Source organism: Metabacillus bambusae (assembly GCF_017497975.1).
GTDB lineage: Bacteria > Bacillota > Bacilli > Bacillales > Bacillaceae > Metabacillus > Metabacillus bambusae.
Genome location: NZ_JAGDEL010000020.1, coordinates 15,132 through 34,384 on the forward strand (window position 1 = coordinate 15,132; position 19,253 = coordinate 34,384).

The window sequence follows — 19,253 nt, forward strand, 5'->3', positions numbered from 1 at the left end:
CTCCTGATACATTTTCAATTTTTTCCCAAGCAAATAATAATCTGAATTAACATATCTGACAAGGAACGGAAAATTCATTTTACAAATGAAGCGCTTTTCCCTATTCCCAATTGTTACATTGCAGAAAATGTTGTGACTTGCTCATCATTATAATAATATTTAGTCAGCAGTAAATTATAAAAAACAGTCTGGCAAAGTGAATGATAACTATGATTGTAATACCAATCCTTGGAGGTGATTATTTTGAGAAGCAATAAAGAAATGATGGAGTTAGGAATGAATTTCGCTCTAAATTGTGAAAAAATTAGAATCTTTACGCTTGAAGGTTCGCTAACAAACGAAAACATTCCGAAGGATGAATTTCAAGATTACGATTTTAGTTATTTTGTAACGGACATGGATTTTTTCAAAAAAAATGACGATTGGTTAACCTATTTTGGTCAAAGGATAATCATGCAAAAACCAGAAGCAATGGAATTGTTCCCACCTGAATTAGGTAATTGGTTCTCTTATTTAATGATTTTTGAAGATGGTACGAAAATTGACCTAACACTAATACCTCTAAACGAATATGAAGCCTATTTTAATAATAGTGACGGTCTAGTTGAAGTGTTATTGGACAAGGATAACCTAATTAAAGAATCTGTCATTGCTACAGATAGCATATATCACATTCAAAAACCAAGCTTACAATCTTTTGATGACTGCTGTAATGAGTTTTGGATGACCTCTACATATGTGGCAAAAGGTCTTGCAAGAAAAGAAATTTTATTTGCTGTCGATCTAATGAACGCTGCATTTCGTCCCAATTTGCTCACCATGTACGCTTTAAAATTGGAATTGAAACTGATTTTAGCTTAAGTACAGGTAAATCTGATAAGTTCTTAAAAAAATACGTTTCTGATGCAACATGGAATACATTGTTATCTACTTACAATATGGGATCATATCAAGAAATGTGGGAAGCACTTTATACTTGTTTTGAATTATTCAGAGAAACTTCTCACTTTGTCGCAGAAGCTCTTGATTATCACTATCCTAATTATGATGGAAAAGTGAGTATCTATATAGATGGAATTCGTAAAAAATACACCTAGCAAAAAAACTAATACTTTTTTACAATTGAAATAATCCATAATTCATTTTTAACAATAAGAAATGAATTATGGATTATTAACAAGTGGATCACCTTTTAAGACAATATAATTAAATCACGTTCCCCAAGTTGAAGTTTATGCTGTTATTTTAGTCGATCCTATCGCTCAAAATGACATTCATTACACACTTGAAATTTAAAGCCTTGAGAAAGGCTTTTCCCACAGCGTTTACATCGTTTTTTCTCAATTTGTACACCAGTCTTTAATTGTTCATGAATTTTATCACTGATTTCTTCGCGCACTCTTTCCCAGTAATGAGCTTCAGTCCTTTTACCTAATTTGTATAAAAATAAAAGATGAAGCCCAACCGACTTATAAGATAATTCAAGTTCTTCAAGGCCTGATTCCTTAATCAGTGGATCTGGTAATTCATGACCGTCAATGATCGCTTCTAGCTTTTGCTTCCACTGAGCTCGCAAAGTAGGTTCATTTGAAGAAAATGGTAAATGTAAAAAGCCATATAAGTCAGCAACTGACAGTTTTGCTTCAATGATTGAATCCTTAATCATTTCATACAAAAGCTTTTCTTCAGATAACGCAGCTTTTTTCGTTCCCTCAGGACTTTCAAATTGTTCCCACAAGTAAAAAAACAGTCCAAGCTTACGTGAGTATTTTTGAAACCTTTCAAACACACTCGTTGTTGGGGCTATTGCAAACCCTTGGAGCGGTGCATCCTCTTGTTCGAGGAGTCGAGCCATACTTTTAGGGTTGTTAGTAAACGCCACTTTGCCGATATTATAAATTCCTTTTCGACCGGCACGTCCCGCAATTTGCTTTACCTCTTGAGATGTTAGCCATCTTCTTCTTGTGCCGTCGAATTTATCATTCTCCAAGAAAACTATTCGCCTGATCGGTAAATTTAATCCCATTCCAATCGCATCTGTTGCAACAATGACCGTTGTTTCCCCTTTGATAAAACGCTGCATTTGCTTTTTTCTTGTTTCTGGTGGCATACTTCCGTAAATCATACTCACTTGGCGACCACTTCTTTGCAGCTCTGAAGCTGTTTCAAGGACACGTTTTCTAGAAAAGCATACGATGGCATCACCTTTTCTTGTATGATTTAAACGAAATAACTGAAACTCTACTTCTAGTGGAATGTCTCTTACATATTCATGAATTTCGACATGTGATTGACCAAGAAGCTGAAGAATCATTGCTTGTGCGTTAAAGCTGCAGATAATATGTACCTCTTTTGCATTGGCCTTTGTTATTGCTTTATACCATGAGAAGCCCCGATCCTTATCTGCGATCATTTGCGCCTCATCAATGACAACCACTTCATAGAATTCTTTTTCATGAAACATTTCTACAGTACAGGCTTGGTGGGCAGATCCGCTTACCAATTTTTCCTCTTCACCTGTTTTTAACGAACAAGGGACACCTTCTTCATTTAATTTTTCATAAATTTCGAGAGCTAATAATCGAAGAGGTGCTAAATAAATGCCACTGCTTGCTTGCTTCATTCGTTCGATTGCTTGAAAGGTTTTACCTGTATTTGTTTCACCAACATGTAAGACATAGTGAATATTGCGTCCGGCCGGTGGATTATATTCCCTTCCGAAAATATCCTCGATCATACGTGCTTCTTCTTCTTTTCGACGCTTGTTGTCTTCTAGCTCTTCTACTATTTTGCGTTCTCTTTCAGAAAGATCTTTATCAAAGATCTCGCGATGGGTAGTTAGGTCAAAGGGTATATCAATTAATTTAGTAAGATCAGTAACGTATTCCTCTAACAAATCATCAAAGAATTCCTGACCGAGATCTAGGAAAGGTTCATACGCTGATTCTTTTAATAATGAGTCAGGTAAAGCTTCATGATACGTTTTTAAGTACTCATCAAAAAGATGTGGTGGAAGATGCTCTTTTAGCCAATTTGGCCCGAAATCAAACAAATAATTTGTAATGAGTCTTTCATACTTTTCCGTTATATTCTCATCATATCGATTGCTGTTGTAAGCTAACTCTAACTCATTATTTAAATAGCTTGTAAAGATTATCTCATCTGATGATAATAGTATCCCTTTTTGTTCGATCTCAATTGCAAGCTTACAACCAAGTAGATAGCGAACATAGAGGTATAGATCTTCGTAATGCTCACCTAATAACTGGTCGATATAGTATTCAAGCTTGAGGAGTAATTTCTTTCTTTCTTCACGCTCCTGCTGAAGATTCAATCGGTTAGTATAGGCTTCTCGTGCTTCGACATATTTTTGATTCCATTCTTCCCGTTGATTTGCATACAGACTATCCAGCCAGCCAATCAAATCGAATGTTGCTACATCTCTTATTTCGTTGCGGAACATTTGATTAATCAGCTTTTTGCTAACCTCTTCTACCACATATCCCTTTTCAAAGAGAAACTGTTTCTTTTCAGAATAGGAAGCATGACTTGTTGTAGAATTTAACCATGCATTTAACCAAATTTGATCGAGGTATTGTCCTCGTTCCCTAATATATTGTTCATAGGAAGGCGCGATTTCTTTTTCTTCTAAATATTTATATAGATCGTTAAAGGCCATTTCTTTCGTTCGCTCGACAGCCTTTTGGTAGTGATTTGCTAAGATTTCGTTCATAAAAAACTCCTCACAGAAAGATTAGATTCCGTTCTTTTGTTTCTTTTATTTTAATATGTATTAGTTTTATGATTTATATTATTTTATTTGTGTTAGAAAAAGAGAAAAGCCTCAATACCTTTTATTAGGGCTTGAGACATTTCTCGATCGTAATCATTTCGTATAGTAACAATTTTATGCTTCTCCTGGTCATACTTCAATAGGAACGTTAATTAGGCTAATCGCTTCCATAAGTTTATCAAGTAATGTTTTGTATCACTTGTGTATATTGTTGAACACAGTTTCTGCCCTTCCTTTTCGCGGCATATAGAGCCTCGTCAGCTTGGCGAATGAGTGTTTGAATGGATTGATGATGAACTCCAGAATTCATCATTGCATGAGAAATACCAAAGCTTGACGTTACACAAATCTCTTTCTTGTTTATCAGCATATGTTTTTCGGCTATATTCAAACGAATTGTATTGGCTAACTCAAATGCATCATATAAGGATGTATTAGGCAAACAAATAATAAATTCCTCACCGCCAAAACGACCCATGATGTCTGTTACGCGCAGGCATTTTTTCGCTACCTTTACAACATATTTTAACACATGATCACCTGCGTCATGTCCTAGAGTATCATTTACTTTTTTAAAATGATCAATATCGAACATAATGATTGACACATTTCCTTCTGTACTAATGAGGGATTCAAGAAGCTTTTCAGTTTTTCTCATAAAGTAGGTCCGGTTATACACTTGTGTTAAGCCGTCCATGCTAGCTAGCAATTTTAATTTTTTCTGCAAATACACTTGATCTGTTATATCAACAAAGCTAATAATCTTACCAAGTTGCTGATTGTTTTTAGTTAAAATGGGAGAAAATCGAATATGATAGTTGATCTTTTTTTCTTTTATACATATCTCATAATCGTTTTCCTTCCCTAAATATATGATGTTTGCAAGCTCTTGATTTTCTTTAAGAACATTTGTGATGGTTTTCCCAATATAAAAGTGATTTAACATTGGGAGGATCAGCTTCATCGAATTGTTGTAATCAACAATGACATCTTGGTGATTTAAAACTATCACTCCCTCTTTCATGCTAGCAAATACAGTATCCCTCGCGATCGGGGAGACATTAAACATTTGAAAAGATAATAGAGCAGCGCCATGAAAAAGGAAAGATACGCTCATGGAAACTGGTCCGAGGTCAATTCCATAAGGACTAATATTATTCATATAGAAATAGCTGGCGATGATCGGTACAAGTAGTCCTGCTACCATTGTTAAAATTTGCAACCGAAATCGTAATAAGACTTGCTGATTTAATTGAATTAGCAGGATGATGACACTGACCATGATACACAAAAAGACAAAGATAGAATGGACGAAATACCAAGGTCCTCCCTCAAGCTTTATAATCGGGAATGGACTATCTGCTCTAAGCTCCATTGACGTGTAATAAAAGTGATGAAGGTCATTTGTACTATGCAAAAAGATCGTGATGAAAGGGATAATGAAAAGGATATAAGACAACCATGGTTTTAATTTTTGCCCTGTATAATCCAAGCTCATTAATAAAAGAAATAAAGGGATAAAGGGTAATGCTAGATATTCAATCCTTAGCCAAAAAATTATTTGCTCGATCGTTTTACTCGAAAGTTCAAATGCATAGGCAAATGTAAAGATCGCTGATGTAAAAGTGACTAGCATATAATACCTAGCACCTGGTGCACCTTTTAATTTCAAGATGGCATACCCGCATAAAAAAACACTTAATAAGCCGGCTATAATTATTATTAGTATGTATATCAATAATTCCTGCAGCAACATCATCTACTCCATTTAGTTAAAAGGTACTAGTTGATTTCATTATATAGCAGTTTATCCTTAATTGACTAGTTTTGTATTTATTTAGAATTCTTGGGTTGTCTATATTAATTAAGGCTCTTTTCTAAAAGATTGTTGCTTCTAACGCAAAGTCTAAATTAAAGACATACATTTATTTAGAAAAATAATAAGTTTTGAATAGAAACTAACTTAAAATTAATAATTGACTAATAAAAACATAAAATTTTTTATAAAATGACGCTACTCTAGCTCCTCTTAAAACCTATATAGAAAGTGAAAGAACATATTTTCATTTTTCTATTTTTTAGGAGGGGAAAACTCATGGAAAAACTTACCTTTGCAAACATACAAACCTACCAATCATTTGAAACGATCGAAGCTATGGACTTAGCAATTCGCGGATTTTTATACAAGCATAAATCAGCACTATCAGAAGGCACCTTTAACGTTTTAAAATTCATCTGGAGACATTCGGTAAAGGTAGTTGGTGTTTCATTTGCAAAGTACGATACAATTGCAGAAAATTTACTGATAAGCCGGAGAACCGTAATTCGTGCAATTAAAAAGCTGGAAGGCCTTGGGATCATTAAGAAAATCCCAACTGCTAGAATGAACGGTAAACAAGGGGTTAATCTACTTGTCATTCAACCATTTCAGACGATTGACCAGTTAAAAAATAATATGACACCCCAATCTGTCACTGCAAATGTCACACCTAATAAAACAGAGAATAAGCAAAGCTCACTCTGTGAGAATAAACAAATACCTAATAACGTAAGAGAACAGGAAAACCGTGAACATCATGAAGATGTTGCTCTACAAGAAAGGTCAGAATCAATCCCAACTCAACAAATCGATACAAGCTTTTTACCGGAATCTGTTCACAAGGAATTTATTCAAGCAGCAAAGCCCTTTTTATGTGCAGTTGATATCTACAAGCTTTGGAAACGTGTGTTAATTGTTTATAAAAAACTCAAACTCGAACGAGATTGGATGATGTAATTGACACGGTGATTGGGGCATTTAAGCAAACTGTTTTTAAGAAAAAAATGAATAGTATCCGTTCTACATTTGAGGGGTATTTCTACAGTGTATTGTATGGGATGATGATTGTGGAGAAACGACGGGAGAATAAGCATTTGTTGTTTGATTTTATTGGGGATTGATGACATTGTAAGATGTTCAATTCCCCACAAACATCGATAGGAAAGCTTATTTACCAACGCAAAACTTCTTATTTTACTTGAATTTGTAAAAGAAACTTTCATTTTTGAAGATTCGAATCGTTTACTAAGAAGAACTAATTCATTTCTTGTACTTAAACAACCAAAAAACATGATATTCTCCATCGTGATGCTCACGAATAGGGAGCAATCTAAATTTTTTTAAATCACACTTATCATCACATTTCATAGTTTTTATTTGGTTCCAACCATTCATTCTCTAAAATACTCATTTCCCATAGGCTCCAGTATTGGTCACCAATTTTTCTGGAGTCTCTAAGTAACCCCTCTTTTATAAATCCTGCCTTTTCATAACAAGTAATTGCAGACAAGTTAAAATCAAATACACCGAGACTAACTCTATGTAATTTAAGCTCATCAAATGCAACTTTGAGGATTTCTGTCATCATTAGTTGACCAATTCCTTTCCCCCTTACATTTTTATCCCCGACTAATACTTTTCCTACTCTTGCCGACTTATTTTTTCTGTCAATATTACCTAAAGATATATGTCCTATTACATTCCCAGTTTCCTTATATTTAACACTATAAACGAAAGCAGTTGAGTTATCCTTATTCGCATCTTTAAGGTAATTCTCTAATTGTTGCTCATTTAATGGGTAGCTAAAATTAGGACCTCCCCATTGAAGTAAGAATTCAGGTGAATCAATCCAATTGTTTAGTTGTTTGAAATCTGAACGCTTGAAAAACTTTAATTCAACCATAAATGTCTCCTCTTTAGCCTCTTAATAATTTTTATGTTACTGACTGAAGCACCTAGTTAGTTGATTATATATCAACAATTAACATGCTGTTTTGTTACCTTTTAACTTTAAAACTGTTTTTCCAACAGCTGCAAAGGCAATCAACAAAGTAATAAGACTTGCAACAAAGAACCCGGTTGCATATGTAGGAATATTCTCATCTGCTACTCGGTCATTTATCTCTAATCCTAAAAAATGTATTCCAATGCCATCACCATCTACATTTGTTCCAAGAAACCATAAATCTATTCCCTTGTTGAACATTAATACAGTAATGAAAGCAAGAAAAATGAAACCAATCCAACGATTAATAGCATTCATTTTATAGCCTCCTTATTCAAATAATAGCATATTTTTCCATTTTACCTGTAAGTTCATATTGCAATAACCAATAACCAGCTTACGTTAATAGAATAATATTTAAAAAGGCTGTTTTCGCAAACTTTGTTGCTATTTACCAAGTATGCGGTGTGGTTGGTTTCCGCTCCAGTTGCTCGCTTTCCGCGGGGCGGGCGGTGAGCCTCCTCGGCGTAAACGCCTGCATGAGTCTCACCTGTCCCGCTGCTCCCGCAGTAGTCTCGCACTTCCGCTCCAATCAACCTGAATTAGTTTTTATTTTAAAAGCAACAATCTTTTAGAAAACAACCTTTAAAAAAGAACCTTCAATCCAAAGATAGATCAAAGGTTCTGTATTATTATTTCTAATGATTATTTACTCAATTTCTTAAATGAAAGGTTCATCCCATTCTTAACTGGTAGTAAACCCTCTGATGGAAGTTTCACTTTATTTTATCTTTGTTTTTTATAATCTTTACCTTTTTAATCTTCTTTATAGAAAGACTTGTAGTAAATGAAAAATGTTGCTTAAGCCTTTTCATTCCATACCTTGGTTCCTACATCAATAGATTTAACTAAAAACCGGCTCTTTTTTTTTGCCTAGACCTAGCGTCTGCGCTGTTGAAGTATGAATTTCGTGCAGAAGCTCTGGGTTTTCCATTAGTGTATCTCCATAAGATTGAATCATTTCTTTGATTTTCGGTTCCCACTCTTTCATATGTTGTGGGAAACATTTATTGATTACCTCAAGCATAACGTGAACGGCAGTCGAAGCACCTGGAGAAGCACCTAGTAATGCTGCGATCGAGCCATCAGCAGCAGTAATCACTTCTGTACCAAATTGAAGCGTTCCTTTGCCTCCAGCTTCAGTATCTTTAATAACTTGAACACGTTGGCCCGCTACTACTAAATCCCAATCCTCGATATTGGCGTTCGGGATAAACTCACGTAACTCTTCCATACGCTGTTCTTTTGATAACATAACTTGCTGGATCAGGTATTTTGTCAATGACATGTTTTTTGCACCTGCAGACAACATAGTTAAGAGATTATCCGGTTTTACGGAAGTTATCAAATCAAACATTGAACCGTATTTTAAAAACTTTGGTGTGAAGCCGGCAAATGGTCCAAATAACAACGATTTTTTATTGTCAATAAATCGTGTGTCAAGATGTGGAACAGACATTGGCGGAGCACCAACCTTAGCTTTTCCGTACACTTTTGCATGATGCTGTTCTACAACTTCCGGATTATTACACACCATAAATATTCCGCTTACCGGAAATCCTCCAATATGTTTTCCTTCAGGAATACCTGATTTTTGCAGTAAATGAATGCTTCCGCCTCCGCCTCCAATAAAGACGAATTTTGCAGTTTGGCGTTCGACAGTACCGTTATCTGAATTTCGCACTTTTAATTCCCACAAGCCGTCGCTAGTACGTTTAATATCATTAACACTATGGTTGTAGTTTATATCGACATTTTTACTCTCTAAGTGCTCAAACAACATGCGCGTTAAAGCGCCAAAGTTGACATCAGTTCCAGAATCAATTTTTGTTGCCGCTATAGGTTCATTCGATGCGCGGTCTTGCATAATAAGCGGAATCCATTCCATTAGTTTTTCAGGTTCATCGGAAAATTCCATCCCTTGGAATAGCGGATTGTTTGACAGCGCTTCAAATCGTTTCTTTAAAAACGCAACATTTTGTTCTCCTTGTACTAAACTCATATGAGGCAATGGCATGATAAAGTCCTGTGGATTATGTATCAGCTTTTTGTTTACAAGGTAAGACCAAAACTGCATTGAAACCTGAAACTGTTCATTAATGTTTATAGCTTTACTAATATCTACTGTTCCATCTGGTTTTTCAACTGTGTAGTTAAGCTCGCACAGTGCAGCATGCCCCGTTCCCGCATTATTCCACTCGTTAGAGCTTTCCTCTCCTGAATTTGCGAGCTTCTCAAACATTGTAATTTTCCATTCCGGTACTAATTCTTTCAAGAGTGTCCCTAATGTCGCACTCATGATTCCGGCGCCAATTAAAATGACGTCTGTTTTAGTTTCTCTGATGCTCATTTTTTACCAACCTTTTCCCCTGAAATTTGCAGAAAAGGCGTCACACCAAGCTAAGGCGCGACCTAGTCACACACCTTTTCTGTCTCAATTAAAACCATATTTTGTGTATTACAATTTTTCGTAAATAATATATCTTCTATTATATGATAATTTTAAATTATTTAAAAGCTTGTAAAACGGGAGAAGTCCTTCTGCAAGGCCTAGGAACACACAAAAACTCAAGCATATTCTTAATTGCAGCACGATTCTCCTTTGTAAAATTAAAACAACAAAAAGCGACCTTGGTCATTCTAATTAGAATAACGAGGTCGCTTATACTATTTCTTTACTCATTAATTTTTCTCCTTCAGTTCAGTTAATACATTGTTTTATTGGCTTATCTTCCGAATGATCCTTAACATCAGCATTAAATTTATCAAATAAATAAGTTAAGTAAGAATTTAATTCAAATCGGTCCCCATTAACAAAATCAGATATAATATGCTTTTTCTCCATCAACACTCTTCTCCCTTCTTTAAGCCTATTTATATATTCTCAAACTATTAATCTCTTATACATTTAAAAAAAAATATTTTGTATTAATTTTCTAAAGTAAACAAATCTAAATCGATTTCTTGCGTTTCATGTGTATACCAGCAGATTTTTTATAGCCTAAAACTTTGCTTACGAATAATCTTTAATTCATCAGTTAACCGTAGGAATTCATCTTTATTTCTATTCTCCAATGACTGATCAATACCCTTAAGAATTCGATCGATCTGAAAATCATGAAGTGCTTTATCTAACACCATTTGCGCATAATCAAAATTATCATTTACAAGTTGTTGAGATGTATCAATCGAAGACTTTTTCATCAAAAATCAACTCCTTGGTTTTTTCTATCTCACTAATGTTGGTCTCAAGGCTTTAAGAAAAAATAAAACTAAGAAATCACAAACCCTCCTATTTTAAAGCAATATATATCGGCCTCACCTTCGCCATATAAATTGATGACCACTCGTGCCACCCTCCTTACTTTTATTATAACTGAAAACGCTTACACAAGTAAAGGATATTAAAAGCTAAGTTTAAAATTGTACAGGAGTTAGGGTGAAATGTGATTTAATTTAATCAAATAAAAAACAATTCCCTTTCATTAGTGGATATTAGATAAAGTGTAATATACCCTTCATTTTGATTCAAACATTATAGGAGATAATATTACATCCTTTTTTGAATTTCAACGATGAGGATATTTAATAATTCCCTTTGCAGCAAAACATAATCCTTTATCGCTTTGAAAAATAATACCCTAATATGTAATATAATTCAATGAATCGAAAACAATTTTTAGGTTTATCCCTTTACAGATATCAATGGAATTTAAATAAGATGACCCCTGTTCAAAACTTCAATACAGAGATCATCTTCAAAAAAGAGCTTATGCTTCTTTAAAATATTCTTTACAAAGGGTACATTTTATCGAAATCGATAGACTTTCTTTCATTATAATCACTTATTCACTTAATAAGATAAAACTACAACACTGAGAGTAAGATACAACGACCGACTAGAGGCGAAGTTCACCTATTGAATTGAATTTCCTTTTTCTAAATCCGTTTTTTTTCTAGTTCCAAAACAATTTGTGGGTGCTGTTTATCTAACTTATAAAAAAATAAAATAACTATTTGAATTAACGAAAGTGAAATTGGTGCCGCAAACATTAATACTCGTATCGTATATGTAGCGAGTTCTGTTAACGCCTCAGGATTATATCCTGCCCAGCCTAGTGCATAAGCAGCAAAAGAAGACCCGATGGCGATTCCAAATTTCGTTGCAAAACTATATCCAGAGTATAGTAATCCTTCTGTTCTCTTACCAAATTTCCATTCTTGATAATCAACTGTGTCAGCTAACATTGCAAAATTTGCTGGAAAACTAATCCCGATAAGCGTATTTGCTATAAAGAAGATAGACACAAATAATACAGGGGATACCCCTTCCATAAAGGCTAAAGCCGCAAATAATACTATGGATATAGGTGTTACGATTAAGCTACCATTACGATTTCCAACCTTTGTTAATATAGCTGGCGCCAACGCCCCACCCACAAAGTTACCTACATTAAGTACCGTTAAATAGACTGGAACCATTCCAGGCTGTTCTAATACATACATAACGTAATAGATTAATACGCCATACATAAGACCGAGGCGTAGGAATATTAGTAGAGAATTACTTGCAATAATCACCCAATGTTTATTTTTAATCATCCTTACGATAGATTCTTTAATGCTTACTTTCTCTTTTTCATCAATTGAGTGATATTCACTATAGCGTTCCTTACAATTTTTAAAAGTTAAGTAAAATAATATGATACCAATAGCAGAAAAAAGCGCCATTGTAATTGGAAATCCAACTTGTTGATTTCCATTGCCAAAAAAGTCAACTAGAGGTAGTGTTAATGCTGCGACTAAAATTGAACCAAGGGCCATCCCCATCATCCGGAAGCTTCCTAATTGCGTTTTTTCCTTAGGATCTCTCGTCATCATTGGCATAAGAGCTCCATAAGGTAAGTTAATTCCTGTATAAATCATACCAAGTAAGGTATAAGTAACATATGCATACACTAGTTTTCCTGTATCTGAAAAATCTGGAGTAATAAACGTAAGAATACTTAAGACTGCAAAAGGAATTGATAAATAGAGAATATAGGGTCTTGCTTTTCCGTGCTTTGTTTTTGTACGGTCGACGAGTATTCCCATAATTGGGTCATTCACTGCATCCCATATTCTTGTTAACAAGAACAGGGTACCTACTGCTGCAGCTGTAATTCCAAAAATATCGGTATAAAAAAAGAGAAGGTAGCTTGAAGTCATTCCCCAAACAAAATTTGAAGCTAGGTCACCGAAACCATAACTAGCTTTTTCTAATGTACTTAACTTAGGCTGTGTCTCTACTTTGGTTGTATTTGTCTGCAACATTGCATCCATCTAATCAACTCCATTTTATGAAAGTAAAAAACAAGTTACTTGAACCAATGTTTAACTTAAGCGCTTTCAATCGAATCCTAGATCATACCCCATGTCCTTTTAAAAAGTGTATGGAGTATGATCATTTCAATAAATCTAAAATTCTATCGTTTTTCCAGTTTCAGCAGATTCATAGATAGCTTCAAGTATTTTTGTAACAACATACGCCTGCTCTGGCTTTACTAATGGCTCTTTATCTTCTAAAATAGCATCGATCCACTGTTTTGCTTCTAATTCACCCGCAGAGAGAGACTCCCCATCGAAATAAGCAACTCCACCCTCTGACGAAGTTTTTGTTTCTGTGAATTGACCATATTTCGTCGAATTAAACGTTACATGTCCTTTTCCTGCCCATGCATCGCCAAACATTTCTGCACCAGCTTCTGTTCCACACAATGTTACCTGAGCTTCTTTAGTATTGATCATATTTAAAGCCCATGAAGCTTCTAGCATAATCGTTGCCCCGTTTTCCATCTTAATATATCCGAATGCAGAATCTTCTACTTTAAATTCCTCTTGATTCCAAGGTCCAAAGATATTTCCCTCACTTTTATCCTTCAGCTTATGGAAGACAGAACCTACGACTGATTTAGGCTTATAATTGTCCATCATCCATAAAGTTAAATCTAGTGCATGAGTTCCAATATCGATTAATGGGCCACCACCTTGTTTTTCCTTATCCATGAACACTCCCCATGTAGGAACTCCACGTCTACGAATAGCATGAGCTTTTGCAAGATATACTTCTCCTAAATCCCCTTTTTCACAAGCTTCATAGAGGGCGCTTGAATCATTTCTAAAACGGTTCTGATAACCAATCGTTAACTTCTTTCCTGTTCTTTTTGCAGCTTCAACCATTGCTTTTGCTTCTGCAGAATTAATTGCCATTGGCTTTTCACACATAACATGTTTGCCTGCTTCTAATGCAGCAATTGAGATTTCCGCGTGGGAAACGTTTGGTGTACATACATGTACAACATCGATTGTTTCATCTTTTAGTAGCTCGGTATAATCTTCATAAATAGTTGAGTCGCTTTGTCCGAATTCTTTTAATGCCTTTTCTGCACTTTCTCGTACAACATCACAAAATGCAACCAAGCTCACTTTATCGGTAAATTTTGATAATGACGGTAAATGCTTTTGAAAAGCAATACCACCACAACCAATAATTCCTACCTTTAACTTTTCATTCATTTTATATTCAACTCCTTACTAGTTATCATTTGATAATTCTTAAAGCTAATCGCAATGCTTTCTAGCTGTTCTTTTGTAGTCCAATCTTGCTCAACAAAGAAATACTTCGCCTTTCCAATATCATTTGCTTGTTGAATGATTTGCTTAATTTCCATCTTCCCTTCACCTAATTCTGTGAAATAATCCGGTTTGGAGAAGTCCATAAATTTCTCCATTGTGACTATCTCATCATCCATGCTCTCAAAGATGTTAATTGGTTCAACATCAACAGGTAGATCCTTTTGATGTATTAGGTCACATCGTCCCCCTAGCTTTTTGAGGTAATCTATCGGATTTACTCCCCCTCTTAATGCCCAGTATGTATCAAACTCAATTTTAACCAAGCTAGGGTCGGTATGTTCTAAGATGAGGTCAAAAGCTGATACACCGTCAAACTTTTGAAACTCGTGAAAATGATTATGGTAATAAAAGTCTAGTCCACTTTTCTTACAACGTTCCGCATATTGATTTAGAGCTGTAGCCTGTCTTAATACATCTTCTTTTGTCTTAAAAAAGGCAATTGGACAGACGATTGCTCTACTACCAATTTCAAGATTAAAATGAATTAGTTCATCCCAATTTGCCTTCTCTAATGGAAAGGCATGTGTTGAAACAATCTTCAAATTGAGTCTGTCTAGGTGCTGCTTTAATTCTGAAGGATTCATTCCACTCACAAGAATATCATTTTCAACATCATGAAATGCAAGTTCGATATTTCTATAGCCAATTTCAGAAATTGATTCTAACGTTCCAACATAATCCTTTTGTAATTCATCTCTTACGGAAAACAGTTGAAGTCCTAATTCCATGTTCATCCTCCTATTTTTTAGTTTCTTTTCAATGTAATCCGTTACATTTTTTGATACATAAAAAATTGTTGTTTAAGATTTCAAAAATAAAATGTAATCCGTTACATTGTTTGATAAAAAACTGTCAACGTTTACATTTCAGAATATTAAAAAATGTAATCCGTTACATTTTGATTTTAGCTTATACTGTTAAAATCGTCAACTGCTTTTTTTAAAAGCGATTGACGATTATTTTACTCTTTAATATCTATGTTTACTGTTGAACCACGAAGTATTAGGTTGTGCTCTAGAGTAATATTTTGGTAGTTAGATCCCTCTTGGTTCATTTGATTAATTAAAAGCTCGAATGTTCTATATCCTAATTCATATTTTGGTTGAGCGATGGTTGTTATCTCCGGAATAGACATTAGCGCTTCTTTAGTATCATCAAAGCCTACAACCGCCACCTCATCAGGAACTCTAATCCCATTCTTTTTCAATGCATTCACACATCCGACAGCAACTACATCGTTAATACAGAAAATAGCAGTGGGCTTATCTTCAAGTTTTAATAGATCCTTTGTGAGACATAGGCCGTCCTCATATGTAAAATCCCCAAATTTAACAAGACTTTCATCAAATTTTAGGCCAGCTTTAGCTATTGCTTCTTGATATCCTTGTAAACGCAATAAAGCAGATCCACTATTTTTGCTTCCTATCATTGCAATTCTTTTGTGACCTGACTTTATTAAATATGAAATAGCATCATAACCTGCCTTTTTATCGTCAATGGAGACTATGGATGTATATTTTGTTTCCTTCCATTCACTACATTGGACTAAGCTGTATTGTTTACCCAGATCATCTAGTTCTTGAGGGCTTAGTGTTGAGCCAATTACAATAAGACCATCGACAAACCTATTTTTTAGCATGGCAATTAATTCTTGCTCCTTCTTTTTGCTATTTGTAGTAGGAGCAGCAATTACACTATATCCATGCCTCTGCGCGGCGTCATCAATTCCACGAAATAAGTCAAGCATGATAGGCCATATAAGACTTGGAGTTAAAAGTAATATTCTCATCGTCTGATCTCTTCTTAAGTCCCTACCAAGAAAATTAGGAGAGTAACCGAGAGTTTCAATTACTTCTAATACCTTACTGCGAGTAGCCTCCCTCACTAGAGAGCTATTATTTATTACCCTTGAGACTGTTGCTACTGATACATTTGCTCTTTTCGCAACATCTTGTATAGTTAAGTTTTTACTTTCCATGATAACTCCTTTAATTTTAAACACATTTTTCAACCAATATCCTTGTTTATATATCACTAGCATATATACATCACTATTCATAGTGATAAATTATACGATTAGTCAGTTTACATTTTATTATAATTATATCCGATATTCTATTAAGTGTATTGAGAGAGAGAAATAAAATTTTAAATAGCAACTTAATCATCTTCTATCAATTAAGTTGCAACTTAACAAATATGAAACTCATTATATATTTAACATATGCGAATAGACTCCTACTTGCAAAGTTATCAAGTTTTGTACCGAATTCGAATTTTTTCGACGTGTTGCCCACCCTAATTTTTTCCTAATTGTGAAAAAGCCCTTCATCAAGAATCAATTGAAAAAAGGCTTTTTCCATTAAGCTATTACCCAGTAATATCACGTTTTCTATATCCAATAAACCCTATAATCATCAAAACGATGGCAATACAGGTCAAAATGGTCATCTTTAATACATTCATCTCTTCTACTGGAAGTTGAGGGATATTGCCGAATGGGGATAGATTCCTCATCCAGTCAGGAAATTGCAGCAATCCACCTAAGTAAACCACAAGGAACGAATATCCTAAATACAGCCAGATAAATCCGGTGAATTTCGGGAATATTCCAATAAGCAGCACGGCCAAACCAATCATCAACCACATAGCTGGTAAATAAACCATAGCTGCTTCAAACATGACATCAAAGGAAATCGGATCTTCCATCACAGAGGCTGCAGCTGACCACAATCCAACTAACGCAAGAAATAACATGACTAACCCAAAGATCATCGAAAGAATAAGATAGCTTCCTATTACTTTTGAACGTGATACCGCACGAGAAAGTAAATGCTCGGTCCGGCTCTTTTTCTCCTCCGCTTTTAGCTTTAATATAAACATTAACGCAGGTATCGTACAGATCATCGAAATGACGGACATTAGCATCGATAAAAATTGCTCAGTTAAAGATAACCCATTATCAGGTGTTAATAAATTCGTCAGCATTTCATTATTAGAAAAAAACGATTCTAAATCACCAAAAACTGATCCATAGGATGCTCCTAAGACATACAACCCAATGGCCCAAGAAATGATCCCAGTTCTCTGGAGTCTAAAAGCAAGACCAAACGGACTTTGCAAAAAACGTGATGCATGTTTTCGGCCTGGCTTTGCAGGTAAAAAGCCCGAATCCAAATCTCGAATCGTATTTAAATAGAAGGCAACAACAACTAGAATGCTAGAAGCTCCAACTGTTAAGATAATCGGCCACCACAGATTATTCACATATACTTCTGTCCTTAAAATCCACCCAAGCGGAGAAAACCAAGAAACGGTTTCATAACTTACATCCCCTACTGCTCTTAGGAGATAAGCTCCCACTAGTACTGTAAATGACAGGCCAATTGTACCTCGAGCATTTTCTGATAGCTGGGCAAACAATAGAGTGATCGCAGTGAAGAAAATACCTGTAGCTCCTAAAGCTGCCCCATAAAGAAGTGAGCCTTCTAAATCAATGCTTTCAATTTGCAGGCTATATAAGCCAAGTCCAATGATTAATGCTAAAAGTACATTTATGCTAAACAGGACGAGGAATGTAGCACTTGCATTTGATAGCCTCCCTACTGGAAGTGAGCGAATTAATTCTATTCTCCCCTCCTCTTCATCTGCCCTTGTGTGACGAGCAACAAGCAAAATGCTCATAATCGCTACAACCATCGCAGTAAAAAGCAGCATTTGATGGGCCATCATTGGTCCAGCAGTATAGTGATCAAGGCCATACCCTGGTCCAACCATTGCAGTCATCGCGGGATTTCTCATCGTCTCAGCAATCGCCTGTCTTTCTTGTGCAGATTTATATAAACCTGTAAATGCTGAGGCAGTAATGATGGTAATGAAAGATAAAGCAATCAACCAAATCGGGATCCGTAACCGATCGCGTCGGAGAATGAAACGGGCCATTCTTTTCGTTTGACTGTATAGCTGTTTCCACATTAGGATACACCTCCACCTGTATTGGCAATTGAACCTGTACCTTGGTAATGGCGCATAAATAAATCTTCCAAAGTAGGTGGTGAGCTCTCAAGTTTCACTAGGCCAAACTGACTAATATACTGCATAACCGTGTCAAGCTCATTTGAATCTACTTGAAATGAAAGTCCATGATCGACCTTTTCAATATCGTGAACCCCTTTTAGTTCACCTAAAGAGGTGATCAGTCGCTTCGTATCAACAAGAAGATTCGTTCTTGTTAAGTGACGAAGCTCATGTAATGTACCCGTTTCAATGATTTTCCCCTGGCGAATGATTCCAACCGTATCACATAATTTCTCAACCTCTGATAAAATATGGCTGGAAAGCAGAACACTTTTCCCAGCTGCTTTTACATCTATGATACAATCTTGAAATACTTTTTCCATTAAGGGATCAAGACCTGATGTTGGCTCATCTAGAATATACAGGTCGGCATCAGAAGAAAAAGCAGCAATTAACGCAACCTTTTGGCGATTACCCTTTGAATAGGTTCGACACTTTTTAGATGGATCTAGTTTAAATCTTTCAATCAATTCCTCACGTCGTCTTTTGTTCGTCGTCCCACGCAATGTCATAAATAGGTCAATAACTTCCCCGCCTGTTAAGTTCGGCCATAGATTCACATCGCCAGGTACATACGCAATCCGCTTATGAATGTCAACAGCATCCTTCCAAGCATCCTTGCCAAAAATCATCGCTTTTCCTTCTGATGCTTTCAAAATTCCTAATAAAATCCGAATCGTTGTTGACTTTCCTGCCCCATTCGGACCAATAAAACCATAGACTTCCCCACGATTAACTTCTATATTTACTCCGTTTAATGCAATGAATTTTCCAAATTTCTTCGTCACATTCGTTGTTTTCAATATCGACATGTCAGATCCTCCCCGCAATATCCTAATGACTTAGAGTTACCATTCCATTTACAATTCGTTAGGTTATGAAAT

14 protein-coding genes and 1 pseudogene are annotated in these 19,253 nt (G+C 35.4%); 2 read left to right on the plus strand and 13 right to left on the minus strand.

The genetic code is table 11. The features are described 5' to 3' along the window. Nucleotides 1–276: 276 nt before the first annotated feature. Nucleotides 277–1,013: pseudogene (locus I7822_RS21005) on the plus strand (aminoglycoside 6-adenylyltransferase); the annotation flags it as partial. 242 nt (nt 1,014–1,255) lie between these two features. Here I7822_RS21005 and I7822_RS21010 read toward each other — a convergent pair. Both I7822_RS21010 and I7822_RS21015 read right to left on the minus strand, forming a co-directional pair. After that, nucleotides 1,256–3,733 (minus strand): helicase-related protein, encoded by a 2,478-nt coding sequence (locus I7822_RS21010; RefSeq protein WP_207981033.1) that lies wholly within the window; start codon nt 3,731–3,733, stop codon nt 1,256–1,258. Nucleotides 3,734–3,971: 238 nt separating this feature from the next. Beyond that, the gene (locus I7822_RS21015; RefSeq protein WP_307847831.1) at nt 3,972–5,552 is read right to left on the minus strand and encodes a histidine kinase N-terminal 7TM domain-containing diguanylate cyclase; all 1,581 of its coding nucleotides are present in this window, start codon (nt 5,550–5,552) and stop codon (nt 3,972–3,974) included. Nucleotides 5,553–5,888: 336 nt separating this feature from the next. Here I7822_RS21015 and I7822_RS21020 point away from each other — a divergent pair, with 336 nt between their 5' ends. Next, complete coding sequence (locus I7822_RS21020) at nt 5,889–6,569, plus strand: helix-turn-helix domain-containing protein (protein ID WP_207981034.1); 681 nt, start codon at nt 5,889–5,891, stop codon at nt 6,567–6,569. Between the two features lie 400 nt (nt 6,570–6,969). Here the strand turns inward: I7822_RS21020 and I7822_RS21025 are convergent, their stop codons facing one another. The 11 genes from I7822_RS21025 to I7822_RS21075 form a co-directional block, all read right to left on the minus strand. Beyond that, complete coding sequence (locus tag I7822_RS21025) at nt 6,970–7,515, minus strand: GNAT family N-acetyltransferase (protein ID WP_207981035.1); 546 nt, start codon at nt 7,513–7,515, stop codon at nt 6,970–6,972. Nucleotides 7,516–7,593: 78 nt separating this feature from the next. Then, the gene (locus I7822_RS21030) at nt 7,594–7,875 is read right to left on the minus strand and encodes a hypothetical protein (RefSeq protein WP_207981036.1); all 282 of its coding nucleotides are present in this window, start codon (nt 7,873–7,875) and stop codon (nt 7,594–7,596) included. 586 nt (nt 7,876–8,461) lie between these two features. Continuing rightward, the gene (locus I7822_RS21035) at nt 8,462–9,967 is read right to left on the minus strand and encodes a malate:quinone oxidoreductase (RefSeq protein WP_207981037.1); all 1,506 of its coding nucleotides are present in this window, start codon (nt 9,965–9,967) and stop codon (nt 8,462–8,464) included. 351 nt (nt 9,968–10,318) lie between these two features. Further along, nucleotides 10,319–10,462 (minus strand): hypothetical protein, encoded by a 144-nt coding sequence (locus I7822_RS21040; RefSeq protein WP_207981038.1) that lies wholly within the window; start codon nt 10,460–10,462, stop codon nt 10,319–10,321. A gap of 149 nt (nt 10,463–10,611) precedes the next feature. Beyond that, nucleotides 10,612–10,821 (minus strand): IDEAL domain-containing protein, encoded by a 210-nt coding sequence (locus tag I7822_RS21045; protein ID WP_207981039.1) that lies wholly within the window; start codon nt 10,819–10,821, stop codon nt 10,612–10,614. Between the two features lie 735 nt (nt 10,822–11,556). After that, the gene (locus I7822_RS21050) at nt 11,557–12,939 is read right to left on the minus strand and encodes an MFS transporter (RefSeq protein WP_207981040.1); all 1,383 of its coding nucleotides are present in this window, start codon (nt 12,937–12,939) and stop codon (nt 11,557–11,559) included. Between the two features lie 135 nt (nt 12,940–13,074). Continuing rightward, nucleotides 13,075–14,172 carry a Gfo/Idh/MocA family protein gene (locus I7822_RS21055; RefSeq protein WP_207981041.1) on the minus strand — a complete coding sequence of 366 codons (1,098 nt, stop codon included), beginning with the start codon at nt 14,170–14,172 and terminating at the stop codon, nt 13,075–13,077. Then, nucleotides 14,169–15,020 (minus strand): sugar phosphate isomerase/epimerase family protein, encoded by an 852-nt coding sequence (locus I7822_RS21060; RefSeq protein ID WP_207981042.1) that lies wholly within the window; start codon nt 15,018–15,020, stop codon nt 14,169–14,171. The genes I7822_RS21055 and I7822_RS21060 overlap by 4 nt, the downstream gene beginning before the upstream one ends. Before the next feature lie 233 nt (nt 15,021–15,253). Next, nucleotides 15,254–16,270 (minus strand): LacI family DNA-binding transcriptional regulator, encoded by a 1,017-nt coding sequence (locus I7822_RS21065; protein ID WP_207981043.1) that lies wholly within the window; start codon nt 16,268–16,270, stop codon nt 15,254–15,256. A gap of 392 nt (nt 16,271–16,662) precedes the next feature. Then, nucleotides 16,663–18,267, minus strand: coding sequence for an ABC transporter permease (locus I7822_RS21070; RefSeq protein WP_207981044.1), 1,605 nt, complete (start codon nt 18,265–18,267; stop codon nt 16,663–16,665). After that, complete coding sequence (locus I7822_RS21075; protein WP_207981045.1) at nt 18,267–19,181, minus strand: ABC transporter ATP-binding protein; 915 nt, start codon at nt 19,179–19,181, stop codon at nt 18,267–18,269. The genes I7822_RS21070 and I7822_RS21075 overlap by 1 nt, the downstream gene beginning before the upstream one ends. Between the last annotated feature and the right edge of the window lie 72 nt (nt 19,182–19,253).